General features: G+C 74.2%; 21 protein-coding genes. 13 read left to right on the top strand and 8 right to left on the bottom strand.

The annotated features are described in order from the left end of the window. Positions 1 to 129: 129 nt before the first annotated feature. The 3 genes from ACIQ87_RS00405 (at position 130) to ACIQ87_RS00395 (ending at position 3,102) form a co-directional block, all read left to right on the top strand. Positions 130 to 801 carry a HEAT repeat domain-containing protein gene (locus ACIQ87_RS00405; protein WP_402399287.1) on the top strand — a complete coding sequence of 224 codons (672 nt, stop codon included), beginning with the start codon at positions 130 to 132 and terminating at the stop codon, positions 799 to 801. 3 nt (positions 802 to 804) lie between these two features. After that, a complete protein-coding gene (locus ACIQ87_RS00400; RefSeq protein WP_402399284.1) occupies positions 805 to 1,830 on the top strand; it encodes a MerR family transcriptional regulator in 1,026 nt (341 codons plus the stop codon). 72 nt (positions 1,831 to 1,902) lie between these two features. Next, positions 1,903 to 3,102 (top strand): MFS transporter, encoded by a 1,200-nt coding sequence (locus ACIQ87_RS00395; protein ID WP_402399281.1) that lies wholly within the window; start codon positions 1,903 to 1,905, stop codon positions 3,100 to 3,102. Positions 3,103 to 3,145: 43 nt separating this feature from the next. Here ACIQ87_RS00395 and ACIQ87_RS00390 read toward each other — a convergent pair whose 3' ends face one another. Together ACIQ87_RS00390 and ACIQ87_RS00385 are read right to left on the bottom strand one after the other, a co-directional pair. Further along, positions 3,146 to 3,937 (bottom strand): hypothetical protein, encoded by a 792-nt coding sequence (locus tag ACIQ87_RS00390; protein ID WP_402399278.1) that lies wholly within the window; start codon positions 3,935 to 3,937, stop codon positions 3,146 to 3,148. 133 nt (positions 3,938 to 4,070) lie between these two features. After that, complete coding sequence (locus tag ACIQ87_RS00385; RefSeq protein WP_402399275.1) at positions 4,071 to 5,057, bottom strand: LuxR C-terminal-related transcriptional regulator; 987 nt, start codon at positions 5,055 to 5,057, stop codon at positions 4,071 to 4,073. A gap of 336 nt (positions 5,058 to 5,393) precedes the next feature. Between ACIQ87_RS00385 and ACIQ87_RS00380 the strand changes: the two genes are divergently transcribed. The 4 genes from ACIQ87_RS00380 to ACIQ87_RS00365 all read left to right on the top strand — a co-directional run bounded on the left by ACIQ87_RS00380 (position 5,394) and on the right by ACIQ87_RS00365 (position 13,080). Next, complete coding sequence (locus tag ACIQ87_RS00380) at positions 5,394 to 5,630, top strand: hypothetical protein (RefSeq protein ID WP_402399273.1); 237 nt, start codon at positions 5,394 to 5,396, stop codon at positions 5,628 to 5,630. Between the two features lie 27 nt (positions 5,631 to 5,657). Then, complete coding sequence (locus tag ACIQ87_RS00375; protein WP_402399270.1) at positions 5,658 to 5,900, top strand: hypothetical protein; 243 nt, start codon at positions 5,658 to 5,660, stop codon at positions 5,898 to 5,900. Between the two features lie 260 nt (positions 5,901 to 6,160). Then, on the top strand, positions 6,161 to 12,364 hold the full coding sequence (locus ACIQ87_RS00370) for a DNRLRE domain-containing protein (protein WP_402399267.1): 6,204 nt from the start codon (positions 6,161 to 6,163) through the stop codon (positions 12,362 to 12,364). Positions 12,365 to 12,525: 161 nt separating this feature from the next. Continuing rightward, positions 12,526 to 13,080, top strand: coding sequence for a hypothetical protein (locus ACIQ87_RS00365; protein WP_402399264.1), 555 nt, complete (start codon positions 12,526 to 12,528; stop codon positions 13,078 to 13,080). 111 nt (positions 13,081 to 13,191) lie between these two features. Here the strand turns inward: ACIQ87_RS00365 and ACIQ87_RS00360 are convergent, their stop codons facing one another. The 5 genes from ACIQ87_RS00360 to ACIQ87_RS00340 all read right to left on the bottom strand — a co-directional run bounded on the left by ACIQ87_RS00360 (position 13,192) and on the right by ACIQ87_RS00340 (position 17,279). Further along, positions 13,192 to 13,668, bottom strand: coding sequence for a hypothetical protein (locus tag ACIQ87_RS00360; RefSeq protein WP_402399984.1), 477 nt, complete (start codon positions 13,666 to 13,668; stop codon positions 13,192 to 13,194). Positions 13,669 to 14,015: 347 nt separating this feature from the next. Then, positions 14,016 to 14,768, bottom strand: coding sequence for a choice-of-anchor P family protein (locus tag ACIQ87_RS00355; protein WP_402399261.1), 753 nt, complete (start codon positions 14,766 to 14,768; stop codon positions 14,016 to 14,018). Positions 14,769 to 14,916: 148 nt separating this feature from the next. Then, positions 14,917 to 16,404, bottom strand: a complete 1,488-nt coding sequence (locus tag ACIQ87_RS00350; protein WP_402399258.1) for a glycosyltransferase family 2 protein — start codon at positions 16,402 to 16,404, stop codon at positions 14,917 to 14,919. Next, positions 16,401 to 17,018 (bottom strand): archaeosortase/exosortase family protein, encoded by a 618-nt coding sequence (locus ACIQ87_RS00345; RefSeq protein ID WP_402399255.1) that lies wholly within the window; start codon positions 17,016 to 17,018, stop codon positions 16,401 to 16,403. Before ACIQ87_RS00345 ends, ACIQ87_RS00350 begins: the two co-directional genes overlap by 4 nt. Positions 17,019 to 17,072: 54 nt before the next feature. Continuing rightward, positions 17,073 to 17,279 carry a hypothetical protein gene (locus ACIQ87_RS00340; protein WP_402399252.1) on the bottom strand — a complete coding sequence of 69 codons (207 nt, stop codon included), beginning with the start codon at positions 17,277 to 17,279 and terminating at the stop codon, positions 17,073 to 17,075. Between the two features lie 371 nt (positions 17,280 to 17,650). On the opposite strand from ACIQ87_RS00340, the gene wecB reads away from it, so the two are divergent. From wecB to ACIQ87_RS00315, 5 genes are all read left to right on the top strand, one after another. Further along, entirely contained in the window at positions 17,651 to 18,868 is a 1,218-nt protein-coding gene (gene wecB, locus ACIQ87_RS00335) for a non-hydrolyzing UDP-N-acetylglucosamine 2-epimerase (RefSeq protein ID WP_402399249.1), read from the top strand. A 229-nt stretch (positions 18,869 to 19,097) separates the two neighbouring features. Beyond that, positions 19,098 to 21,692 (top strand): class III lanthionine synthetase LanKC, encoded by a 2,595-nt coding sequence (lanKC, locus tag ACIQ87_RS00330; protein ID WP_402399247.1) that lies wholly within the window; start codon positions 19,098 to 19,100, stop codon positions 21,690 to 21,692. A gap of 66 nt (positions 21,693 to 21,758) precedes the next feature. Continuing rightward, positions 21,759 to 21,899: a hypothetical protein gene (locus ACIQ87_RS00325; RefSeq protein WP_402399244.1), complete on the top strand. Its 141-nt coding sequence runs from the start codon at positions 21,759 to 21,761 to the stop codon at positions 21,897 to 21,899. Next, entirely contained in the window at positions 21,899 to 22,021 is a 123-nt protein-coding gene (locus tag ACIQ87_RS00320) for a hypothetical protein (RefSeq protein WP_402399241.1), read from the top strand. Before ACIQ87_RS00325 ends, ACIQ87_RS00320 begins: the two co-directional genes overlap by 1 nt. Positions 22,022 to 22,115: 94 nt before the next feature. Further along, positions 22,116 to 22,238: a hypothetical protein gene (locus ACIQ87_RS00315; protein WP_402399238.1), complete on the top strand. Its 123-nt coding sequence runs from the start codon at positions 22,116 to 22,118 to the stop codon at positions 22,236 to 22,238. Positions 22,239 to 22,324: 86 nt separating this feature from the next. Here the strand turns inward: ACIQ87_RS00315 and ACIQ87_RS00310 are convergent, their stop codons facing one another. Next, positions 22,325 to 23,437 (bottom strand): LuxR C-terminal-related transcriptional regulator, encoded by a 1,113-nt coding sequence (locus tag ACIQ87_RS00310; protein WP_402399235.1) that lies wholly within the window; start codon positions 23,435 to 23,437, stop codon positions 22,325 to 22,327. Positions 23,438 to 23,587: 150 nt separating this feature from the next. On the opposite strand from ACIQ87_RS00310, the gene ACIQ87_RS00305 reads away from it, so the two are divergent. Then, the gene (locus ACIQ87_RS00305) at positions 23,588 to 24,331 is read left to right on the top strand and encodes a LuxR C-terminal-related transcriptional regulator (protein ID WP_402399233.1); all 744 of its coding nucleotides are present in this window, start codon (positions 23,588 to 23,590) and stop codon (positions 24,329 to 24,331) included. Positions 24,332 to 24,346 lie beyond the last annotated feature (15 nt).

Raw genomic sequence — 24,346 nt, 5'->3', positions numbered from 1 at the left:
ACCCGACCTGACGTCCCCGGTGCCTCCGGCCCTCCCCCTCCCTCCCGCTCGACCCGGACCCGGACCCGCCCGACCGCTTGACCTTGACACGGTGACAAGGACTTCACTGCGGTCCGGGAGGTGGTCCTGATGATCAGGCCGGAAGAGGACACGGAGACGACACCGCTGCTGCGCGGGCTGGAGCACGACGACGCGTCGGTGCGGCTGCGGGCGGCGCTGGCCGCCGGCAGCCGCCCGCACCCCGGGTTCGTCGGCGGGCTCGTCGAGCGGTGCGCGGTCGAGCCCGAGTTCACCGTGCGCGAGATGCTCACCTGGGCGCTCACCCGGCACGAGGCGGCGGCGACGCTCCCGCTGCTGCTCGACGAGGTCCGGGCGGAGCGCGCCCAGGCCCGCAGCCAGGCCCTGCACACGCTGTCCAAGATCGGGGACCGGCGGGCCTGGCCGGCGATCACGCCCGCGCTGCTGGCCGACGCCGACGACGAGGTGGCCCGCAGCGCCTGGCGGGCCGCGGTCGTCCTGGTACCCGACGGTGGGCGGCGCGACCTGGCCGTAGTCTTGGCGGCTCAACTCGGACGCGGCGGACACGAGACGCGGCTGAGCCTCAGCCGGGCGCTGGTCGCGCTCGGGGAGGCGGTGCTGCCCACGCTGAACGCCGCGACGACGGACCCCGACCCCCGGGTGCGCGCCCACGCGCTCGCCACCGAACGGCTGTGGCACGACCCGGACGCCGGATTCGAGTCCGCGATCGAGGAGGCGAAGCGCACGGCGGTCTACGGCCAGGGCCGCCAGGAGGGACGGTAGGCAGTGTTGATCGGCGACGTCGCCCGGCGGTCCGGGGTCAGCGCCCGCATGCTCAGGCACTACGAGTCGCTCGGACTGGTACGGCCCACGGGGCGCACCGGCTCCGGCTACCGCCGCTACTCCGACGAGGACATCCGGCGGATCTTCCACATCGAGAGCCTGCGGTCGCTGGGCCTGTCGCTGCGCGACGTCGGCCGGGCGCTCGACGACCCCGGCTTCGCGCCGGCGGAACTCGTCGACGACCTCATCCGCCGCACCCGCGAACGCATCGCGGCGGAGACGGAGCTGCTCACCCGGCTGCGGCGGATCGACGCCGCGGAGCCCGCCGGCTGGGAGGAGGTGCTGGGGGTCGTCGCGCTGCTCCAGGCGCTGGAGTCGAAGAGCCCGGGCGCCCGGCAGCGCGCCGCCCTGTCGGCGGGCGACGCGGCCCGGTCCGCGGGCGAGGACGTCGCGGTGCCGGTGGAGGCGCTGGTCGCGGCCGTGCTGGGCGAGTCCGACCCGAACGTCGCCGGGGCCCTGCGCTGGGCGCTGGCGCGGGCCGGCGGGGACGGGGCGGCCCTGCTCGCGGAGGGCCTGCGCTCGCCCGCGGCCGAGGTGCGCGAGCGGGCCGTCCGGTCCCTCGCCGAGCTGCCGGACGGCGCGGCGACGGCGCTGCTGCGGGACGCCCTCGGGAACCCCGACGCCGTGGTCCGCAGGTACGCGGCCCTGGCGCTCGGGCCCCGCGGGGTCGCCGACGCCGTCCCGACGCTCGTCGACATGATCGTCGAGGCGGTGAACGACGCCGACGCGGCCGACGCGCTCGGCGCCCTGGCGGGCGACCCCGCGCTGGCGGAGCGGATCGCCGCCGGGCTGGTCGAGCGCCTCGCCCACGACGCCGTCGGCCCGGACGCCCGCCGCCGCCTGGCCCAGGCGCTCGCCGAGGTCCCGGGCGGCACCACGGACCGCGCCCTCGACGAGCTCGCCCGGGACGAGGACCGTGCGGTCGCGCTCACCGCGACGTACATTCTCAAGCTGCGCGGCACGCGATAGTCGCGGGGCGGGGACGGGGGCGGGGTGACAGGGGCCGGGCGGTTCCGTCGGCAGCGGCGGCTGTTCCTCTCGGTGGCGATCGACACGTTCGGCTCCGGGGTCTTCCTGCCGCTGTCGCTGCTGTTCTTCGTCACCGTCCAGCACTTCCCTGCGGCCGCCGCGGGCACCGCCGTCACGGTCGGGTCGCTCGCGTCCTTCGCCGTCGTACCGCTCTGCGGACGGCTGGTCCAGGCCGCGGGGCCCAAGGCCTGTCTGCTCGTCAGCAACGTGCTGACCGCACTCGGGTACGGCCTGTTCTTCGCCACCGGGAACCTGGCCACGGTGGCGGCCGCCACCTTCCTGGTGACGGCCGCCGACCGGCTCTACGGCGCCGCCTGGCCGACCCTGGTCGCGCGGTTCGCCGAACCGGCGGAGCTCACCGAGTGGTTCTCCGCGGTCACCGTGCTCAAGACGACCTCCCTGGGCGTCGGCACCCTGGGGGCGACCGCCCTGATGGCACTCGCCGGCGGCGACGGCCTGCGGGTCGCGCTCGCGTTGAACAGCGCGAGTTCCCTCCTCGCCGCCGTCCTGCTGCTGGGGGTCACCGTGCCGGCCGCCGAGCGGCCCGGGCCCAGGGCGGCGCGCTCGAACACCCGGGCGGCGCTCGGCGACCGGCGCTTCCTGTCCCTGGTCGCGTCCCAGACGCTGCTGTCGGCGGCCTGGCTGATCCCGACGGTCGCCTTCCCGGTGTACCTGGTGGAGAGCCTCCACCAGGCGCCGTACTGGCCGACCGTCGTGGTCGCCGTCCGCTACGCCACCGCCACCACCCTGCAGATGCGGATCAGCCGCCGGCTCTCCGGCTGGAGCCGGTCCCGGGTGCTGCGCCTGTCGATCGGCGCGGTGGCCGCCGCCATCGCCCTGACCGCGGTCATCTCCACCGCCCCGCACCGCGTCCAGGGCCCGCTCGCCGTCCTCGTCGCGGCGGTCCTGGCGCTCGCCGAACTCGCCTCGAAGCCCACCGCGGCCGCGGCGGCGGTCACCATGGCCCCCAAGGGCGACGAGGGCCCGTACATGTCCCTGTTCCAGCTGACCTGGACGGTCTCCTACGCCGTCGGCCCGGCCGTCATCGGCCTGGGCCTGCAGAACCCCCCGCTGCTCTGGACCGGCCTGTTCCTCTGCGTCGCCGCCAGCGCCCTCGCCCACCGCCTCCGGGCCCCGCTGCGGCAGCCGGCCGCCCCGTCAGGTCCCGCGCCCCGGAGTCCGGTCGAGGACCGATCGACCAGACTCCGCTGACGTGGACCGAAGGCCCGCGACCGGCACCGGAGACCGCCGGACGTCAGCGCCGGACCGGCGGCCGCTCCACGAGCCCGAAGGCGCGCAACTGGTACGGGAGGGCGGCCGGGCGGCGCCACCGCAGGTCGAGGCCGCAGGCGCCGAGGACGGCGCCGAAGGCGTGCCGCATGGCGTCCTGGACGGCGGTACGGGCCCGGGCGGCCTGCTCGGCGGGGGCGGCGGCCAGGCGGCGGGAGGGGTTCCAGCGGAGGTCGGCGACGCCGGTGGTGTCGTCGCCGTCGTCGACGGGCCGGCACGGCGCGAGGGTGATGCCGGGCGCGTGCAGGTGGTCGGCGACCGGGAGGCCGGCGAGTGCGGCGGTGCGGCGCACCGCGTCGACGACGTCCGCGCCGATGCCGAGGTCCTGCGGGCGGGAGCCGGCCGGGGCGGAGCCGGCCGGGCCGGTGGCCGGGGCGGGGCCACCGGTGCCGCCGACCCTGGTCTCGCCGTCGAGCCGCCCGGCCACGACCTCGATGCCGAAGGCCGGCAGGAACTCCGCCAGCGCGTTCTGCATGCCGCCGGTGACGACCCGTCGGGCTGCGGCCGCGGGCTGCCGGGGCTCCTCCATGGCGGCGGCCGCCGCCAGCCGGGGGCCGGGTTCCCAGTGCAGGGCGATCAGCCCGGCGCAGTCGTCGGAGTCGTCGTACGGCCGGGCCGGGCGCAGTCGGACGCCGGGCCCGTGCCCGCCGTACCCGACGGGCAGGCCGGCCAGCAGAAGCGCCTCGGTGACGCGGTCCGCGAGCAGCGGGTCGATCCGGGGCCCACCCAGGGACGTGTCCTCCGCAGCCGTGTCCACGCCGTCCTCCTCCTCAGGGCCCAGGGCGGCGGCCGGCCGGCTGCGCCCGAGGGTACGGCGTACCCGGGCGGCCCGCCGGTGAATCCCGGAACCGGCCGCCGCGACGCACCCGCCGGTCAGGCCCGCACGGGCCCTACAACCAACCGCGCCGCGCCGTCTTCAGCCCGGCCTCGAAGCGGCTCGCCGCGTCGAGGCGTTCCATCACGGAGGCCATCTGCCGCCGTACGGTCCGCACCGAGACGCCCAGCCGCTTGGCCGCCGCGTCGTCCGTGAGTCCGGTGGACAGCAGCCGCAGCAGCTCGCGCTCCCCGGTGCTCAGCGTCAACGACGCCACCTCGTCCCGGTCCCCGCAGATCGGGACGGCGGTGTCCCAGGTCTGCTCGAACAGGGCGACCAGGGAGGCGACGATGCCGGGCTCCCTGGTGCACAGCGCACCGGCCCGGGTGTTCTCCGGGTCGATCGGCACCACGGCCGTGCTCCGGTCGAAGACCAGCATCCGCGGCGGCAGCGCCGCCGCGGTGCGCACCTCGGCGCCGAGGCCGGCCATCCAGCGGGCGTAGTCGAGGGTCTCCGGGGCGTCGTGGATGCCGTCCTGGTAGATGGTGCGCAGCCTGACTCCGCGTCGCAGGGCGTCCTCGTCGAGCGGGCGGGAGGCGGCCAGGCTGGCCGCGGACTGGCCGCCGCCGGGCATCACCGCCAGGACCTCGGTGGTCAGCCGGGCGCTCAGCTCCTCCAGCTTGTCCTGGATGGCGTCCAGGCCGAGCAGCCGCTCGCGGTCGGCCACCGGGGTGTCGGTCCGTACCTTCGCGTACTCCCCCAGGGCGCGTGCGACGGCGGCCTTGGAGGCCGCCAACTCCTGCTGGCGGCGAGCGAGTTCCTCTTCCTGGCGGCGCAGCAGGATCTCCAGTCCGCGCTCCGGGCTGACCGGCCGCAGGGCGCCGGGCCGTTCACGGGAGGTCCGTAGCAGGGTGAGGTCGGCGAGCCGGTCGAGGGCTGTGCGCACGTCGGCCTCGGGGAGTTCGAGCCGCTCGCAGAGTTCCGCGACCCCTCCCTCTGGGTCGGCGAGCATTTCCCGGTAGACGACTTCCGCGGTGGCGTCCAGCCCCAGCAGTTCCAGCACTTCACGACCCCTGATCCCCGTGGACGATTCCGTATGCCCGGTCGGCCCGGAGCCGATCTTTCCTCCGGCCGGAACGCACTCGCAAGGGCATGATCCGGTCAACGCCCCACTCCAGCGGCGTCCGGGCGCCGGCAGGCCCCGCGGCGGGGCGGGAACCCGTCCCGCCGCCCCGCGCGATTTTGCAGCATGCTGCCTGTCCTGATCCTGCCCCCGGATTCCCTTCCCGTGCGGGGCGGTGAAACGGAAGGATTCGCCGTGCGCGCAATGCACGAATTTCCGGACACCCAGAACTGCGGTCTCCCTCAACGCAGTTCCCGCACAGAACAGGACTCCGTCGTGGCCGTCCGTCCATTCGCCGCCGCTCTCCTGACCCTCACCATCGCCGGCGCCGCCGCCCCGGCCCTCACCGCCGGTCCGACCGCCTCCGCCGCCGCGCCGTCCGCCGTCCAGGGCACGGGCGGGTCGATCGGCTGGGACCTCCCCGGCGCCGACTCGATCGGGTGGGACACTCCGTCCCCCCGGTCGATCGGCTGGGACGCCCCGCCGGTCGACGACCTCGCCGGTCGGGTCTGACCTGCGGTGTTCGCGGTCCATCTGACCATGCCGGCCGAGGCCGCCTCCCCGTCGGGAGAGGCGGCGGCCGTGGAGGTCCAGGCCGCGCTGTGGGCGTGCGCAGGTCCGGGTGACGGCCTGGAGCACGTGCGCGCCCGCGCCGTGCCCGACGGCGTGGGCCTGGTGCTCTACGTCCGGGCCCCGGACGGGACGGTGGCCCGGTCGAGGGCGCAGGGCCTGCTGGACCGGGCGCTGACGGCCACCGGCCGGCTCCCGTCCGGCCTCCGCTAGTCGCACCGACCGCCGGTTCCCGGCGGCGGTGACCCGTCGTCACGCCCGAACGGTTTCCGCACTTCCGGACGGTTTTCGACCGATCCCACCGGTCCGGAAAATTGGCCGATTCATTGCGCCGGCTTTACCCCGACATAGCTGACATGCACTCGGCAAGTCGGCTATGCCCCCCTTCCCCGACGCCCCTTCCTCTCCCCTCCTCCCCCTTCCGCACAGACCGAAAAGACCGAACAGACCGACCAGAACAGTCGAGGAGTTCCATGTCACGCCCCACGGGCGAATCACCACGGCACCGGACCGAAGCCGGCTCGCCTCCCCCCACCGCGCCACGCCGCCGCAACAGCGTGCTGCGCAACACCGCCGTCGCCCTCGCCGTGGTGCTCTCCGCCGAGGCCGCCGCCGTCATCATGACGACCGGTCAGGCCGTCGCGGTCACTCCGGAGCAGGCCCCGAAGGCCGCCAAGACGCAGGGTCCGGCCGAGGCCAAGGACATCCCCACCGCCCACCTCAAGGCGCGGCTGGAGAACCGCCGGATCGAGGTGGTCGACGAGCGCACCGAGTCCACCACCACCTGGATCAACCCGGACGGCACCACCACCCTGGACCTCGCCACCGGCCCCGTCCGCTACAAGGACAAGGCCGGCAAGCTCCAGCCGATCGACGTCGACCTCGCCAAGCAGTCGGACGGCAGCGTCAAGGCCAAGGGCCACCCGCTCAACCTCTCCCTGGCCGGCGCCACCGCACCCGCCGCCGCGTCGACGTTCAAGGCCGCCGGCGCCCCGGCGGGCGACGCGAAGGCCCCGACCACCCCGCTGGTCTCGCTGGACAACGGCCAGGGCACCGCCATGTCGCTGTCCTGGCGCGGCACCCTGCCCGAGCCCACCGTGGACGGCGCCAGGGCCCGCTACGCGAACGCGCTCACCGCCACCGACCTGGTCATCGAGTCCACCCGGACCGGCTTCGAGCAGTTCCTGGAGCTCAAGGACCGCTCGGCGGTGGCCGCCAACGGCAGCGTCACGCTCACCCTGGACGCGGCCGGTCTCCAGGCCCGGCAGAACCCGGACGACTCGGTCTCCTTCCTCGACCCGAAGACCGGCGAGGAGAAGGGCCAGCTGCCCGCCCCGGTGATGTGGGACGCGCAGGTCGACGAGCGCAGCGGCGACCACACCCGCACCGCGCCGGTCGCGCTGAAGGTCACCCAGGACGGGAACGCGATCGACCTGACGCTCACCCCGGACGCCGCCTTCCTGAACGACCCGAAGACCAAGTACCCGGTGACCATCGACCCCGCGGTCAACATCGGCGTCGGCTTCGACACCTTCGTCCAGGAGGGCTACGCCACCGACGTCTCCTCGCAGACCGAGCTGAAGCTGGGCAACAACGGCTCCGGCCAGGTGGCGCGTTCATTCCTCCAGTTCCCGATGGCGAAGATCAGCGGGAAGCAGATCACCAGCGGCAAGCTCAACCTCTGGAACTTCCACAGCTGGTCCTGCACCGCGAAGAGCTGGGACGTCTGGGACACCGGCACCGCCACCACGGCGACCCGCTGGACGGCCCAGCCCGGCTGGAACAAGAAGTGGGCGACCTCCACCGCGACCAAGGGCTACTCCAGCTCCTGCAACGACGGTTGGGTGAACCAGGACATCACCAGCCTGGTCAAGGCCTGGGCCGCCAACGGCAACGCCAACAACACCCTGGGCATCCGGGCCACCGACGAGAGCGACCCGTACGGCTGGAAGAAGTTCAACTCCGGCAACGCGACGTCCAACACCCCGTACCTGTCGGTGACCTACAACACCCCGCCGGCCGTCTCCACCCTGGTCTCCCCGGCGAACGCCGCGCTGACCAACGACGCGACGCCGACCCTGTCCGCCAAGGCGACCGACCCCGACGGCGGGAACATCCTGCTGGACTTCGAGATCTGGACGTCCAACGGCACCGCCGCGCTGCAGACCGGCCACACCGCCTACGCGGCCTCCGGCTCGACGTTCACCTGGACCCCGGGCACCGCGCTGCCGGCCGGCGCCTACAAGTGGCGCTCCCGCTCCTGGGACGGCACCGCCAACAGCGCCTGGTCCGCCTTCCGCACCTTCACCGTGGACACCACGGCGCCGGGCGCGACCACCGTCGCCTCCGGGGACTTCCCGGCCGGCCAGTGGTCGGGCACCCCGGACGCCAACGGCGACTACAGCGGCACCTTCACCTTCACCCCGCCGACCAGCGACGTGAAGGACCTCCAGTACAAGCTGGACGGCGGGGCCTGGGTCACCGCGGCCACCACCGGCACGCCGGTCAGCGCCAAGCTCACCTTCAAGGCGGGCTCCCACACCGTCACGGCGCACACCCGCGACGCCGCGGGCAACGTCTCCGCCGACAAGACGTACGCCTTCTACGCCGGCAAGGGCGCCGCCCTGGTCGCGCCCGGCTCGGGCGAGCGCCCGGCCCGCCGCACCTCGCTGCTGGCCGAGGGCAACAGCAACTACACCGGCGTGCGCTACCAGTACCGCCGCGGCGAGACGGACACCTGGAAGGACGTCCCGGTCGCCAACGTCTCCACCACCGACGGCAAGGCGGTGGCCGCCTGGCCGTTCGCCGCCCCCGGCGGCAAGCCGGCCGCGCTGACCTGGAACATCACCGACACCCTGGCCGAGAACGGCCCGGTCGACGTCCGCGCGGTGTTCACCGACGGCACCGCCACCGACGCCACCGAGCCGAACACCGTCACGGTGGACCGCAACGCGGGCACCGCGCCGGAGACCAAGGTCGGCCCCGGCGAGGTGAACACCCTCACCGGTGACCTCACCCTCTCCGCGACCGACGCCGAGGGCTTCGGCCTGCACGCCGAGCGCTCCTTCTCCTCCCGCCGGCCCGCCAACGGCTCGGCCCAGGAGGGCCAGGCGGCGATCTTCGGTCCGCAGTGGAGCTCCGGCACCACCGCCGAGCTCACCGACTCCGCCTACACCTACGTCCGCCAGACCTCGGCGACCTCCCTCTCGGTGGTCTCCTCGGACGGCTCCGAGGTCGGCTTCACCGCCACCGGCGCCGGCGGCTGGAAGCCCGAGCCCGGTGCCGAGACCCTCACCCTGACCGGCGCGTTCACCGGCGCCTTCACCCTGAAGGACACCGAGGGCACCACGGTCACCTTCGCCAAGGTCGACCCGGCCGCCACCACCTGGCAGGTCTCCGGCTCCTCGCTGCCCAGCGACAACTCCACCACCTCGGTGGTCTCGGAGAAGGTCGTCGCCGGCGGCAGGACCCTGGCCCGCCCGAAGTTCGTCGTCGCCCCGTCCTCGGCGACCGCCTCCGCCAACTGCGCCGCCGTGCCGTCCACGGCCGGCTGCCGGGTGCTGGAGTACGTCTACGCCGACACCACCACCGCCACCGCGTCCGCCCTGGGCGACACGGCCGGCCAGGTGAAGCAGATCCGCCTGTGGTCCACCGACCCCGGCGCCGCCACCGCCACCCCCGTCGTCGTCTCGCAGTACGCGTACGACGAGCAGGGCCGGCTGCGCGAGGTCTGGGACCCGCGGATCAGCCCGGCGCTGAAGACCGCGTACGGCTACGACGCGGCCGGCCGGGTCACCACCGTCACCGAGCCCGGCGAGCTGCCGTGGACCCTGGAGTACGGCAAGGCCGGCAACGCCGCCACCGCCGGCGACGGCATGCTGCTCGCCGCCTCCCGCCCCACCCTCAAGCAGGGCAGCAAGGACGTCACCGACGGCACCGCCATCACCTCGGTGGTCTACGACGTCCCGCTGAGCGGCGCCAACGCGCCGTACCCGCTGGCGCCGTCCGACGTCGCGGCCTGGGGCCAGAGCGACGCCCCGACCGACGCCACCGCGGTGCTGCCGCCCGACGCCGTCCCGGCCACCCATGACGGCAAGGCGCTCGGCACCGCCGGCTACAACCGCGCCTCGGTGACGTACACCAACGCCTCCGGCCGCGAGGTCAACACCGCCACCCCCGGCGGCGGCATCACCACCACCGAGTACAACGCCTACGGCAGCCCGGTGCGGACCCTCTCCGCGGAGAACCGCATCCTCGCCCTGGCCACCACCGGCAACGACCTGAACAAGCTGCGCGCCCTCGGCATCGCCGGCCGCTCGACGGCCGACCGCGCCCAGGTGCTCTCCTCCACCTCGGTCTACTCGGCCGACGGCAAGCGCCTGGTGGAGCAGTTCTCACCGCTGCAGCTGGTCACCCTGGAGCACCCGCTGGCCGCCTCCGGCACCAGCCCGGCCCTCGCGGCCGGCGACGAGGCCCCGGCCCGTTCCCACACCGTCAGCAGCTACGACGAGGGCCGCCCGACCACCGCCGCGGTCAGCGACCTGGCCACCTCGGTGACGGTCGGCGCCCGGATCGACGGCTACGCCGCCGACGCCGACCCGCGCACCACCACCACCAGCTACGACTGGGCCCAGGGCCTGCCCACCAAGTCCGTCCAGGACCCGGCCGGCCTGAAGATCACCACCGCCACCGGCTACGACGCGAGCGGCCGGGTGACGGCGCAGAGCCGCCCGAACTCCACCGGCTCCGACGCGGCCACCACGGTGACCACGTACTACACCGGCACCGGGACCGGCGCCTGCGCCGGCCACCCCGAGTGGGCCGACCTGGTCTGCTCGATCGCCCCGGCCGCGCAGATCGCCGGCGGCGGCGGCAACCCGCTGCAACTGCCGACGAAGACCTTCCAGTACGACCGCTGGGGCAACGTCGCGGTCCAGACCGAGACCGCCAACGGCGTCACCCGCACCACCACCCGCAGCTACGACGCGGCCGGCCGCCCGGTGAAGATCTCGACCAGCGGCGGCACCGGCACCGCGGTCGCCGACACGGTGTTCGGCTACGACCCGGCCAACGGCGAGCTGACCACCACCACCAACGGCAAGGCCACCATCACCCAGGGCTACGACAAGCTCGGCCGCCAGGTCTCCTACGACGACGGCGCCGGCAGCGTCACCACCACCGAGTACGACAGGCTCGACCGCCCGGTGAAGAAGTCCGACTCCGTGCCGTCCACCGTGACCTACGGCTACGACACCGCCAAGGACCCGCGCGGCCTGCCCACCTCGCTGACCGACTCGGTGGCCGGCACCTTCACCGCCACCTACGACGTCGAGGGCCGGCTGGTCACCCAGACCATGCCCGGCGGCAACACCCTGACCAGCACCTACGACAGCCAGGGCGTCCAGACCGGCAAGACCTACACCAACCAGGCGGGCACCGTCCTGCTGGCCGACACCGCCGACTTCACCGTCCACGGACAGCAGGCCGGCCGCACCCAGAGCGACGGCAACAGCACCACCAGCAGCTACACCTACGACGCCACCGGCCGCCTCACCAAGGCCGCCGACAGCACCGGCCTGGCCTGCGCCACCCGGACGTACGCGTTCGACAAGAGCAGCAACCGGACCAACCGCACCAGCGTCACCGACGACTGCGACCCGGCCACCGCCGACGCCGTCACCCAGGCCGAGAACCACGGCTACGACACCGCCGACCGTCTCACCGACACCGGCTACGTGTACGACGCCTTCGGCCGCACCACCGCCCTGCCGAAGGGCACCCAGGTCGGCTACTACAGCAACGACCTGGTCCGCAGCGAGACCCTCGGCGACACCCGCAGGACCTGGGACCTGGACGCCTCCGGCCGCCTCGCCGTCTCCACCACGGAGACCAAGGGCACCGACGGCACCTGGGCCGTCACCGCGCAGGACACCAAGCACTTCGACGGCGGCAACGACAGCCCGACCTGGTCCAAGGACGCGGCCGGCCGGCTGACCCGCAACGTCCTGGACCTGACCGGCCGGCTCACGGCCGCCACCGGCACCGACGGCGGCGCGGTCCTGCTGCTGACCAACCTGCACGGCGACGTGGCCGTCCAGATGTCCCCGGACGGCACCGAGGACCTCGCGGTCTACCACTACGACGAGTACGGCAACGTCGTCGACGCCACCGGCTCGACCGACTACGGCTGGCTCGGCGGGGCGCAGCGCGAGACCGACAGCCTCTCCGGCCTCTCCCTGATGGGCGTGCGCCTGTACGACGCGACCACCGGCCGCTTCCTGCAGACCGACCCGGTCCTGGAGGGCTCGCCGAACGCCTACGGCTACCCGGTCGACCCGATCACCATGGACGACCTGACCGGCATGTCCTGGAAGAAGAAGTGGGTCGCCAACTTCAGCCGGGCCGAGGGCAACACCATCGGCGGCCTGCTGATCGTCTCCAGCAAGGTCTCCAAGGGCATCTCCAGCATCCTGAAGAAGCTCCCGCACATCGCCGCCCGGGCCGCCGGCTGGGTCCTGTGGGCGCTGTCCTACCTCATGAAGAGCATCGGCAAGAAGTTCATCAAGGCCGCCAACAAGCGGGGCAGCCACGGGGTCCGGTTCACCTTCGGGATCTGGGACTCCAGCCACTGGTACGTGCCGGACTACCCGACCTACCGGGTGGACCCGCGCTACTGAGCCGGATGCGAAACCCGCTGACGCTCCACTGACGCAGGACAGGATGCAGGACAGGTGAGGCCGGGCCCGGGGATGTTCCCCCGGGCCCGGCCGTCTCTGCGCGTCGGTGATCGTTTTCGGGCGTAGGCTCTCGGCTGATCACAGGGGCAGGAGAGGAAGACATGGGCCAGAAGATCATCCGGTTCTCGGACCTGACCGGCGAGCACGTGGAGAGCGACCGGGACCTGGTGCGGGTGGTGGTGCTGCAGCATCCCGACCTGACGGACGGTCCGGTCGAGATCGACGCGCTCGCCGGGGAGTTGGGCGGGGTGCGGGAGCTGGCGCTCGACCTGGTCACGATCGAGCTGCACCACCCGGACCGGGCGGAGCCGCAGACCGTGGTGATGGAGGCGGCCACGTTCGACCGGCTGGCCTCGGCCGCGCCGATGGCCGAGGTGCTGCGCGCCGCCAGGCCCGCCTCCCGGGCCTCCGTGTCCCAGGCGGCGACCGCCGCCGCCCGGGAGCGGGTCGACTACGCGAGCCTGGAGCACGCCGGACGGCCGCACAAGGGCCGCACCACCGAGGCGGAGAAGCAGCTCGTCCAGCAGAACCTGGACAAGATCAACGAGCGGCTCGCCGCCGAGGGCGTCCGCACCATCGACCCGGAGAACGTCGAGCACGCGACCCGGTACGGCATGGACATCCTGGCCCGCGAGACCGGCGTGATGTTCGGCTGACCGGCCCGGCCGGCCCTGCCCGCGGGCAGGGCCTGACCGCGGTGTCCGGAGCCGGCGCCGGTCCCGCCGGGAGAGCCCGCCCAGCCGGGAGGGCCAGTCCCGCCGGGAGGGCTAGTCCAGCTGGGACAGCGCGTCGGTGACCAGCTTGGTGGCGAAGTCCTTGCCCTTGTTGGAGATCCGGTTGATGTACTCCGCGAGCAGGACCGTCATGGCCTCCAGCGGGTTCATCTCCTCCTTCGTCCACGGTCCGTACTGAGCGCGCCACAGGTTGGGGCTCAGGCCGGTGCCGGCCGCGATGAGCAGGCCGGCCATGGTGGGGATCACCTCCGGGCTGAAGGTCCTCGGCATCATCCGCATGGTGGCCACCAGGCTGGGGACCGCGTGTTCGAGCACGTCCTCCTCGTGGTTCTCGAAGGCCGAGCGCAGCCAGTTCATGTACATGTAGACGAGCGTGCACACGCCTTCCACCAGTGCCTCGGCCTCCTCGGGGCCGAAGGACGCGGTGAGCTGGTCGACCATCCGCTGGTGCTCGGGGTCCGTCCCGGGCTTGCCGTCGTAGACGGACTTCAGCCGGGAGTCGATCACCATGAGCGCTGCGCTCACATCGCCGACGGGAGCGTGTTGGGGGTCGCAGGACGGCACGGGACTCCTCCTAGAACGGCGACGGCCCGGTACGGCCGGTCCGTTCGTAGGGTAGGCGACCCGATCGGACGGGGGCGGACGGATCCGGGCCCGGGCACCCCGCGAGGGCGGGCGCGGGGCGGCGGGACGGGCGCACGGCGGCTGCGGGACGGGCCCCGCCTCCCACTCCCCGTCACCCCGCGGAGGCCGACCACACGTCAGGAGAAGACACCGGCAGCCGAGTTGACGACAGTAGGCGGAGGGCGGCCGGACCGTGGCCGTCGCGGGCCCCGGGCCGGCCGCCCTCCCTGCCGTCAGACGCCCGAGACGGCGTTCCGGGCGTTGCGGCGGCGGACGTAGACGGTGGCCAGGACGCCGGCGAGCACCGCCCCGCCGCTCATCCCCGCGACCGACGGGTTGACCATCGGAACGGCGGCCGCGGGCTCGGCCCCGCCGCACTGGGCGTGGCCGATGACCAGGTTGGCGCCGTTCAGCGACGGCAGCAGGGTGATGTGGACGGCGTTGACGGTCAGCACGCCGTTGGCGTCGGTGGTCTGCTCGTTGAGGACGATCGAGCCGACCAGCGGGATGCTGACCTTGGTGTTGGCGGGGGCGTTGGCCTGCAGATTGGTCGGGATGCCGGCGACACTGACCGACCCGCCCGCGATCAGGCCGCTGCCGGTGGCCCCGGTGGGGGTGGCGGTGCAGGTCGAGTCGACGCCGGTCAGGGAGACCGACGCGACGCCCAGGTTGAGCCCGAGCTTGTCGACCGTCGCGGAGGCGGACGCGGTGCCGGCGGCCGGGTTGCCGGCGGTCGTCGCGGTGAGCGTGGAGTTGGTGGCGACCGGTCCGATGTTGAGGCCGACCAGGGTCTGGGTGCCGCCGGACGGGTAGGTCGACTCGGGCGACGGCGCGACGGCGACCATCCCGCCCAGTGCCTCCGTGGAGACGACGTAGGCGTCGGCCACGGGGGCGGGCAGCGCGGCGAACGCCGGGGACGCCACGGACAGGGCCGCGACGGCGAGCGCGGTTCCGGCGAGGACACGGTTGCGGGTACGAGTTCTCACGGGTGGGCCTTTCGGACGGGGGCACGGCGGACGGAGGTGTCCGCCGCACGGGGCAGGAAAGGGGGTGGTGCGTCGACTCCGCCGACCGGCCGCGGGATCGGGATCGGGATCGGCCACGGCCTCACCGGTCGGGGAGAAGTCTCGGTGCTCAGGCGGTGGCGATCTCCTGGCCGGTGATCTCCTTGGCGGGGATCTGCCCGGCGGTGGGTTCCCGGGCGGGGATCTCCCTCGCCGTGAGTTCCCGGGCAGTGGTCTCCCGGGCGGTGAGTTCCCGGGCGGTGAGTTCCCGGGCGGTGGACGCCGGCAGCGGCACGGCCGTACGGGCCGTCTTGTGCCAGGCGCCCTTGCGTCGCACGATCCGCCAGAAGGCGCGGACCGCGACGAGGTAGGTGGTCGCGGCGTAGACCGCGAGGGCCAGGCCGTAGCCGAGCGCGGCGCGGCGGCTGATCCCCGGCTCGCCGCGGCGCCGGTACAGCGGCCCCCAGAGGGCGAACTCGGCGACCCCCAGGACGAGGTAGAGCGCGATCAGCACGGCGCCGCCCTCGCGCAGGAAGGCCAGCACGAACTCCGGGTAGAAGACGATGTTGTAGCCGAAGGCGGCGATCGGCACGGTGTAGACCACCAGGCCGACGACCTGCAGCCAGGGCTGGACCATGAAGTAGAGGACTTCCAGGAAGCCCAGCGTGGTGAACTCCCGGGAGCGCCAGACCCTGCGCAGGTACGGCGCGCACTGCATCGAGCCCTGCGCCCAGCGAACCCTCTGGGTGATCAACTGCCGTACGTTCCACAGGGCTTCCTGGTCCACCCAGGCGGTCGTGGTGTAGCCGTTGCGCCAGCCGGCCAGCATCATCCGCAGCCCGAGTTCGAAGTCCTCCAGCAGCGCCCGGCCCCACGGCTCGCCGCCGGCCCGGTCGATCGAGCGCAGCGCGCTGAGCCGGTTGGCCTGGCCGTTGCCGCCGACGTTGACGGTCCGGGTGAACCTGCGGGTGATCTGGATGGCGGAGATCGGCCCGCGGAACTCGATGTCCTGGAGCCGGGCCAGCAGCCGGGCGAACCGGTTGGCGAGGCGCCCCCGGTGGGGCAGCGGCACGGCCACGTCACGGTTGGACATCCGGACCTCGACCTGGACGGCGCCGACGGCCGGGTCGCCGAAGGAGGACGGTCCGGCGAAGGTGTCCAGCATCCCCGGGGAGGGCCGCCCGTCGGCGTCCAGGACGATCAGGACGACCCGGTCGGCGTCCGCGTCCTGCGGCAGCCAGGCCTCGATCGCCCGGTAGGCGGCGTTCAGGGCGTCCCCCTTGCCGGTGCGCGCCCGCGGCAGCCGCCGGCCGACCAGGTGGACGGGCCGCCCCTCGGCCGCCCTGGCCCGTACCACCTCGGCGGTGCGGTCCTCGGAGTGGTCGTCGACCACCCAGACCCGTGCACGGGGGAAGTGCCGGGCGAGGTGGTCCAGGGTGGTGCCGATCACGGCCTCCTCGTCCCGGCAGGGTATGAGGAAGTGCCAGTCGAACCGGCTCGGGTCGCCCGGGGCGTCAGGGCCGGCCCGCAGGAAGTTGCGCACGATCACCGTGACGTAGGCGAGGAAGCCGATCCCCAGCACGAAGGAGAGGGAGACGGACAGGTCGAGCAGGGTCACGGCGCATCGGCCTCCGCGTCGCGGGTGGACGTTCGGGTGATCAGGAAGAGGAAGAGCAGCAGCGCGGTGAGGCCGGCGGCCATCATCAGCACCGAGCCGAACAGGACGTGCGTCCAGCCGAACCCCTCGTCGCCGTACCGGTGTTGCATGGCGACGATCAGCGTCAGCCGGCCCAGGTTGGCGGCGAGGACCAGGGCGGCCGCCAGGGCGAAGCCCAGCAGGACCCGGGCCGGCCCGCGGGTGCCGAACAGCAGCAGGACTCCGGCCAGCAGGGCCAGCGGGGCGATCAGCAGGGCGCTGCTGCAGCCGGTGGTCAGGGCGATCCCGCGGCCGAACCCGCCGCCGTCGCCGGCGTACAGCACCGGCGCGTCGGGGGCCGCGAGCAGCAGGGTGCGCAGGCCGAGCGCGTGGGAGACCAACCACCGCGCCCCGGTCATCTCGTGGAACCGGTAGGCGCGTTCGCCGGCGACCAGGACCCCGCACAGGCCGAGCAGCAGCGGTCCGGCCACCCCGGCGAGCACCCGGCCGGCCAGCGGGGCCCGGCCGGGCCGCGACCGCGGCGGTCGGGCCGGCCCCGGCGGCCGGGCGGGTTGCGGGAACACGTCTGCGGTCACGAGGAAACCCCCTGGGAGAAAGGCGAGTCGGCGGAGATCGGCCTGGCGGGGCGGCTACCGCCCGTCGCGGGTCCGGTCGGACCGGCCGGCCCGCTCGTCCCGGTCCGCGGCGAGTCGGCTGCGCCGCAGCAGGGCGACGCCGACCAGCACCAGGGCGGTGCCGACCGCCGCCACGAGGCCGAGGCCGGGCGAGCCGGTCGAGGCCAGCACGCCGCCGCCGGCCGCCGTCGGGGGAAGGCCGCCGCCTATGGGTCCGTACATGGGGGTTCCTCTCGTTGCGACCGGGTTGTCCCGATCTTTGCGATCTGGAGCCGTATGTTGCTGGGCCGATCGGATGATCGGATAGATCCGCCGCGCCCATTCGGGTGGAAATCACCCGTTTGCCGCAGCCGGCCGCGCGGAGGCGGCGGCGAGCCGGTATCCGGGGGCGAGGGCGCTGCCGCCAAATCCGCGCACTGCGACCGGCCTTGATGCACCGGCACACGAACCATCGACGGCGCCACCGACGGGCCGAACGGGCCCGAGTGGGCCAAGTGGGTGACATTGCCCCCGGATCAGGATGTTTCCCATGAATCCACCCATATCGTCTGCTGATACTTCCCCACCCCACCCCCTCGCCCCTTCGGAGCGCCATGTCCTCGACCGATGTCGCCCTGGTCCTCGGAACCCGGCCGGAGATCGTCAAACTCGCCGGAGTGGCCCGCCTCCTCGGCCCGCGGGCCCGCATCGTCTGGAGCGGCCAGCACTGGGACCCGGCCCTCACCAGCACCTTCTTCGCCCAGTACGGCCTCCCCCGCCCGCACCACCTGCTGCAGGGCATCGGCGGCGAGCCGCGCGGACGGCAGATCGGCCGGATGGTCAGCGCGCTGAGCGACCACCTCGCGGCCAGACCACCGGCCGCCGTGGTCGTCCAGGGCGACACCAACACCGCCGCCGCCGGCGCCCTGGCCGCGCACTGCGCGGGCATACCCGTCGTCCACGTCGAGGCCGGTCTGCGCTCCTTCGACCCCGACATGCCCGAGGAGGCCAACCGCCGCCTGATCGCCCCGCTCGCCGACCTGCACTGCGCGCCCACCGCCACCGCCGCGGCGCACCTGCTGCGCGAGGGCGTCGAACCGGACCGGGTGGTGATCACCGGCAACACCGTCGTCGAGGCGACCCTGGAGACCCTGCCCGACGAGGCCGAGGCCCGCCGCATCGTGGCCGGACACGGCGTCACCCCCGGCGGCTACGTGCTCGCCACCATCCACCGCCCCGAGAACACCGACGACGCCGCCCGGCTCGCCCAGATCCTCGACCAACTCGCCGCCCTGGACCTGCCGGTACTGCTGCCGCTGCACCCCCGGACCAGGGCCGCCGTCGAGGCGTTCGGGCTGCGCGGCCCGGTCGCGCGACTGCGCCGGATCGAGCCGCTGGACCACGCCGGATTCCTCGCCCTGGCCCGGCACTGCCGCCTGCTGGTGTCGGACTCCGGCGGGGTGCAGGAGGAGTGCACGGTGCTCAAACGCCCGCTCGTGGTGGTGCGCAACTCCACCGAGCGCCCCGAGGCCGTCCGGGCCGGCTTCGCCCGCCTCGCCCGCCCCGGCCACCGACTCGCCCGCGCGCTACGGGAGATGCTCGCCGACGAGGCCGCCGCCGACCGACTGGCACGGCTCCCCTCGCCGTACGGCAACGGGCAGGCGAGCGCCGAGATCGTCGCCGCGCTCCACAGCCGCTACCTCTCCCCCGAACTCCCCACCACAGTCGCCGAGTTGCCAGACCTCAACCTCGAACCTCCCACCATCGAGGAGCAGTCGGCCGCGCCACTCCCAGCGTCCGTCGCCGCCGCGGCCGCCCACCCCCGGCACTGACCGGACCGGCGACCTCCCCCGGCAGCCGGCCCGGATCCCCTGGCAGGAAGGTGGCGGATCCGAACCGTCGACCCTGCGCACACCGGCTGGCAAGGTCGGAAGCAGCCCGCAACCGGCGGGATCCACTGCATCCGGGGGGCTCCCTTGACGACGACATCCGACGGCCGGGCGACCACCGGGACCGGCGCGGACGCGTACCGGCCGCGGGTCACGGGCTGAGGCGGGCCCCATGGACGACCGCTACGAGCGCCACTGCCTCGCCGACCCGCTGTTCTACGACGACCCCGCCCGCGCCGAACGCCCGGACGACCGGTTCGCCGCCGCCTCCGTCCCGCTGCCGCCCGGCTGGCAGCGGGTCGAGCACGGCCCCTGGGTGCACATCAGGGCGCCCCGCGCGCAACTGCCCGAGCAGGGCTGGAAGGTGCACGTCTCGGCCACCCCGGGCGAGGCCGAGCGGGTGATCGACCAGGTCCTGGCGTACTGCCTGGAACACGAGCTGACCTGGAAGTTCCTGCGCGGCCGGGCCACCGTGCTGACGGGGAACGGCAAGTACGCCGACCGCCGCTCCAGCGGCAAGCTGATCACCCTCTACCCGGAGGACGACGCCCGGCTGGCGCAGGTGCTCGACGAGCTGTCCACCCTGCTCAAGGGCGTCCCCGGCCCGTACGTGCTGAGCGACCTGCGCTACCGGGAGGGGCCGCTCTACCTGCGCTACGGCTCCTTCGTCCAGCGCTACTGCACCGACGGGCAGGGCCAGCGGGTGCCGGCCATGATCGGGCCGGACGGCGAGCCGGTGCCGGACGTCCGGGGCACGGTCTTCACCGTGCCGGGCTGGGCACCGGTGCCGGAGGTCGTCGCGGCCCAACTGGCCGCCGACGCCGAGCGGGAGGCCGAGACCACGACCGACTTCCCGTTCGAGGTCACCAAGGCGCTGCACTTCTCCAACGGCGGCGGCGTCTACCGGGCCACCGACCAGCGCGACGGCCGCGAGGTGGTGCTGCGCGAGGCCCGCCCGCACGCCGGCCTCGACCACGCCGGCCGGGACGCGGTGCAGCGGCTGCTGAGCGAGCGCCGGGTGCTGGAGGCGCTGGCCGGGCTGGACTTCGTACCCGCGCTGTACGAGCACCTCCAGGTCTGGGAGCACCACTACCTGGTCGAGGAGTACATCGAGGGCGAGCGGCTGGAGGACGTCTTCACCCGCACCTGCCCGCTCGCCCACCCCGAACCGGACGAGACCGGGCTGGCCGAGTACACCGACTGGGCTCTCGACGTGATCGACCAGGTCACCGGCATGCTGACGGCGCTCCACGAGCGCGGACTGGTCTTCGGCGACCTCCACCCCAACAACGTGCTGATCCGGCCGGACGGGCGCTGCGCGCTGGTCGACTTCGAGATCACCTTCCCGGCCGACGACGCCACCGCGCCCCCGCTGGGCGCGCCCGGCTTCGTCTCCCCCAAGGCCCGGCGCGGCACGGCCGTGGACACGTACGCCCTGGCCGCGCTGCGGCTCTACCTCTTCCTGCCGGTGAACAACCTGCTCGCGCTGGACTCCGGCAAGGCCGAACTGGCCGGCCGGGAGATCTCCGCGCGCTACCCCGTCGCCCCCGGTTTCGGGGCCGAGGTCGCCGAGGAGCTGCACCGGGCGGCCGGCGGGCGGCTGCCGCTGGGCGCCACCGAGCGCCGGCCGGCCCCTTCCGACGGCGGCCCGCGGCCCTCCCGGCCGGCCTGGCCGCAGGCCCCGTCGGCGGACACCGAGGCCTGGCGCCCGGTGCTGGACTCGCTGGCCGCGGGCATCCTGGCGACGGCCACCCCGGATCGGACCGACCGTCTCTTCCCCGGCGACGTCGAGCAGTTCGGCCCGGTCCACAACGGCCTGGACCTCGCTCACGGTACGGCCGGCGTGCTGTACGCGCTGCGGGCCTGCGGCCGGCCCGCCCCGGCCGAGCACACCGACTGGCTGGTGGCCCGGGCGAACGCCGAGCCGGACCTGCCGCCCGGGCTGTACGACGGACTGACCGGCATCGCCTGGGCACTGGCCCACCTCGGTGCGCCCGAGGCGGCCGGCGCGCTGGCCGACCGGGTGCTCGCCGCCGAACCGCCGCTCGATCCCGGGCTCGGTTCCGGACGGGCCGGCATCGCGCTGGGCCTGCTCGACCTGGCCGGCGCGCTCGGCCGGGACGACCTCGCCGACCGGGCCCTGGCCCTCGGCCACGAGCTGGCCCGGGAGGAGCGCGCCCCGCTGCTGCGCGGCCTGCTGGACGGCTGGAGCGGGCAGGCCGCGCTGTTCCTGCGGCTGCACGGGCACACCGGCGAACCGGACTGGCTGACGGCGGCCGAGGCGGCACTCGGCCGCGAGCTGGACGAGGCGGACATCACCGACGGGATGCTCTTCCTGGTCGAGGACCGCTACCGCCGCAAGCTCCCGTACCTGGCCGCGGGCGGTATCGGCACCGCGGGCGTGATCGCCGAACTGGCCCGGCGCACCGGCGCCGACCGGCTGCCCGACCGGTTCACCGAGGCGCTCACGGCCGCCGAGCGCGCCTGCCGCCCCGACCTGGTCGCCGCGTCCGGCCTGTTCGAGGGCCGCGCCGGGCTGCTGCTGCACCAGCTCAGGACCGGGCACCGGGCGGAGGCCGACCGCCACCTGCGGCTGCTGGAGTGGCACGTGATGGACCATCGCGGCCACCTGGCCTTCCCTGGCCGCCGCTCGATGCGGCTCTCGGCGGACCTCGCCACCGGCGCGGCCGGCGTCCTGGCCGCACTGCACGAGGCAGTGCTCGGCCCGGTGCCGCTGCCCGGCATCACGGACTTCCCCCGGCCCTGAGCCGGGGGAGCACGACGGCCACCACCGGTGGCCGGGACCACCTCACCGGTAAGGAAGGAACTCACCATGTCGAAGATCCTCGCCCTCCAGGGCCTCGAGACCGAGACCGCCGCCTCCGCCTACACCACCATCCTGCCCCCGAGCCACACCAGCAGCGCCCTGCACATGCGCTTCGACGCGCCCGTCGCGGACGAGTCGGCCCGCTGATGTCGAAGATCCTGGCCCTCCAGGGCCTCGAGAGCGAGACCGCGCAGGCGGAGCTGAAGATGAGCTCCATCAGCAGCCTGTCGCACACCCTGCCGTTCGGCCCGGTCGAGACCGAGAAGTAACCGCCCGGCGTCGAACCGCCGCCCAGCCACTGGAGCGGCGCAACCACCACCTGCGCCACGAGGCGCCGGTGGCCAACGAGGAGAGGACACACTGATGTCGAAGATCCTGGCCCTCCAGGCGCTTGAGAGCGACACCGCGACGTCGGCCGTGGTGAGCAGCTTCCTGAGCACCGACTCCCACCTGTGGGTGGACAGCCCGGTCGAGTCCGAGAAGTAACCGCCGATCGGCGACGCGGCTGCCCGTCGGGCCCACCCCGACGGGCAGCCGCCCTTCCGCCCCTGCGGCCGGCACGGCGACCCGCCTCAGCGCGGCACCGCGCCGGCCGCGGGGGCGCCCACCGGAACGCCCGCCGGGAGGTCCGCCGGGAGGTCCGCCGGGATGGTCAGCCCTTCGCGCTCGGCCAGCACCCCGGCCTGGAACCGGCTCTGCGCCCCGAGCCGCGCCAGCAGCTCGGCGACGTGGCGCCGACAGGTGCGGGTCGACATGCCCAGCCGCCGGGCGATCGTGTCGTCCTTCTCCCCCGCGGCGAGCAGCCGGGCGATCGCGCCCGAGACGTCGCGGGACACCGTACGGGCCGCGGACGGCGCGGCGTCGTACGGCACGGCCTGGCCCCACTCGTGTTCGAAGAGCCGGACGAAATGCGCCACCAGGGCCGGTTCCCGGACCATCAACGCACCGGTGGCCCGCCGGGCCGGCACGAAGGCCGTGGTCCGGTCCACCACGACCAGCTTGGCCGGCACCTCGGCGCGGGTGCGGATCTCCGCCCCGTCGGCGATGACCAGCTCCGCGTAGGAGCGGGTGGGCGGGTCGAACCGGGTCAGGTGCTGGTACACGCTCCGCAGCCGGACGCCCCGCTCCAGCATGCTCCGGTCCCGGGGCAGCAGCTCGGCCAGGGCCGCCTCCGGGTGCCCGCCGCCCGGCCGGATCGCCAGCACCTCCTCCTTCGCGGCGCCGACCACGGAGTCGAGGGCCGAGCGCAGGACGTACGCGTCCTCCAGCAGCCGGACCGAGCCGTCCGAGCCGCCGCCCTGCGACTGGTACACCGGCGCCAGCGAGGCCACCTCCGCGCGCAGCCTGGCCAGCTCCGCCTGTCGGCGACCCAACTCGGCCTCCTCCAGGCGCAGCCGTGCCTCCTCCTGCCCGGTCAGCCGCGCCACGGCCGCCTCCGGCCCGACCGTCGCGTAGCAGCCCCGCTCGGCGCCCGGACGCCGGACCAGCAGGCAGAGCGCCGCCAGCAGGTCGACGGCCCGGCGGCACCGCGTCTCGGTGAGCCCGAGCGCGCCGGCCATCCGCGCCGGGTCGGCCGGGTCGACCCGCCCGTGCCGCACCGCCCACTCGTAGACCAGCCGCGTCTCGTGGTCGAGCAGGGCCTCCCGCCCCGACGACCGGATCGTGTCCGTGTTCACCGGATTCATCCACCCCTCCTCAGTCGGCCATTCATCTTCCTGACCCCCCTCGGCCCTTGGCCGCCGCCGTGACCTGTGACGACCATCGAACAACCGCTCCGGAGATCTGCCGTTCACCGGACGCGTCGTCCACCGCCACCTGCTGTCAAGAGGGCCGCCATGAAAGAACGTGGAACCGCCCGGGTCGCGTTCACCGCACCCGCCCCGGCCGACCGGGGAGCCGTACGCGACACGGCGGAGCGGGCCGCCGTACGCGACACGGTCGGCGACCGGCTGCGGCGGGCCCGCCGGGAGGTCTTCCTCTGCTGCCCCGGCAGCGACCCGACCGCGGCGGCACTGGCCGACCTGGTGCTCGCCGAGCTGGCGCCGAGCGAGCAGCCGCGCGGCGGTCCCGCGCCGCGCACCCGGATCGTCCAGCAGCACCCCGCCCGCTTCCACCTGCCCGCCCAGCGCCAGGCCCGGGCCGCCACACGGGCCGGCGCCGAGGTGCGGACCACCGACGAGAGCTACGGTCCGCTGCTGGTCATCGACCGGGAGAGCGCCTTCCTGGCGGAACGGGGGCGGCCCGAGGGGCTGGTGCTGGTGACGCAGCCGTCCGTGGTGGGCCACCTGGCCGACTCCTTCGAGACGCTCTGGCACCGGGGCGCGGCCTTCCACAGCGGGCCGGCCGCCGCCCGCGCCGTCTCCGGCGACCTCCGCACCGCGATCCTGCGACTGCTCGCCGACGGGCTGAAGGACGAGACCATCGCCCGCCGGCTCGGGCTGTCGCTGCGCAACTGCCGGCGGCACATCGCCGGCCTGTACAGCGCGCTGGGCGCCGACAGCCGCTTCCAGGCGGGCGTGCTGGCGGAGCGCCACGGCCTCACCGGGAACGCGCCGGAGGCCGCCGGCGAGCCCCGGTGAACGCCGCCACCGGCG

Source organism: Kitasatospora sp. NPDC096204 (genome assembly GCF_044763205.1).
GTDB lineage: Bacteria > Actinomycetota > Actinomycetes > Streptomycetales > Streptomycetaceae > Kitasatospora.
The sequence above is the reverse complement of the archived record's forward strand: the minus strand, read 5'-3'. Positions and strand labels throughout refer to the sequence as shown.

Excerpts from the sequence above, each read along its gene's own strand:
- ACIQ87_RS00405 (WP_402399287.1), top strand. The coding sequence starts at position 130 with ATGATCAGGCCGGAAGAGGACACGGAGACGACACCGCTGCTGCGCGGG.
- ACIQ87_RS00375 (WP_402399270.1), top strand. The coding sequence starts at position 5,658 with ATGCCGGCCGAGGCCGCCTCCCCGTCGGGAGAGGCGGCGGCCGTGGAG.
- ACIQ87_RS00370 (WP_402399267.1), top strand. The coding sequence starts at position 6,161 with ATGTCACGCCCCACGGGCGAATCACCACGGCACCGGACCGAAGCCGGC.
- ACIQ87_RS00365 (WP_402399264.1), top strand. The coding sequence starts at position 12,526 with ATGGGCCAGAAGATCATCCGGTTCTCGGACCTGACCGGCGAGCACGTG.
- ACIQ87_RS00360 (WP_402399984.1), bottom strand. The coding sequence starts at position 13,668 with ATGGTGATCGACTCCCGGCTGAAGTCCGTCTACGACGGCAAGCCCGGG.
- ACIQ87_RS00340 (WP_402399252.1), bottom strand. The coding sequence starts at position 17,279 with ATGTACGGACCCATAGGCGGCGGCCTTCCCCCGACGGCGGCCGGCGGC.
- wecB (WP_402399249.1), top strand. The coding sequence starts at position 17,651 with ATGTCCTCGACCGATGTCGCCCTGGTCCTCGGAACCCGGCCGGAGATC.
- lanKC (WP_402399247.1), top strand. The coding sequence starts at position 19,098 with ATGGACGACCGCTACGAGCGCCACTGCCTCGCCGACCCGCTGTTCTAC.
- ACIQ87_RS00325 (WP_402399244.1), top strand. The coding sequence starts at position 21,759 with ATGTCGAAGATCCTCGCCCTCCAGGGCCTCGAGACCGAGACCGCCGCC.
- ACIQ87_RS00320 (WP_402399241.1), top strand. The coding sequence starts at position 21,899 with ATGTCGAAGATCCTGGCCCTCCAGGGCCTCGAGAGCGAGACCGCGCAG.
- ACIQ87_RS00315 (WP_402399238.1), top strand. The coding sequence starts at position 22,116 with ATGTCGAAGATCCTGGCCCTCCAGGCGCTTGAGAGCGACACCGCGACG.
- ACIQ87_RS00310 (WP_402399235.1), bottom strand. The coding sequence starts at position 23,437 with ATGAATCCGGTGAACACGGACACGATCCGGTCGTCGGGGCGGGAGGCC.
- ACIQ87_RS00305 (WP_402399233.1), top strand. The coding sequence starts at position 23,588 with ATGAAAGAACGTGGAACCGCCCGGGTCGCGTTCACCGCACCCGCCCCG.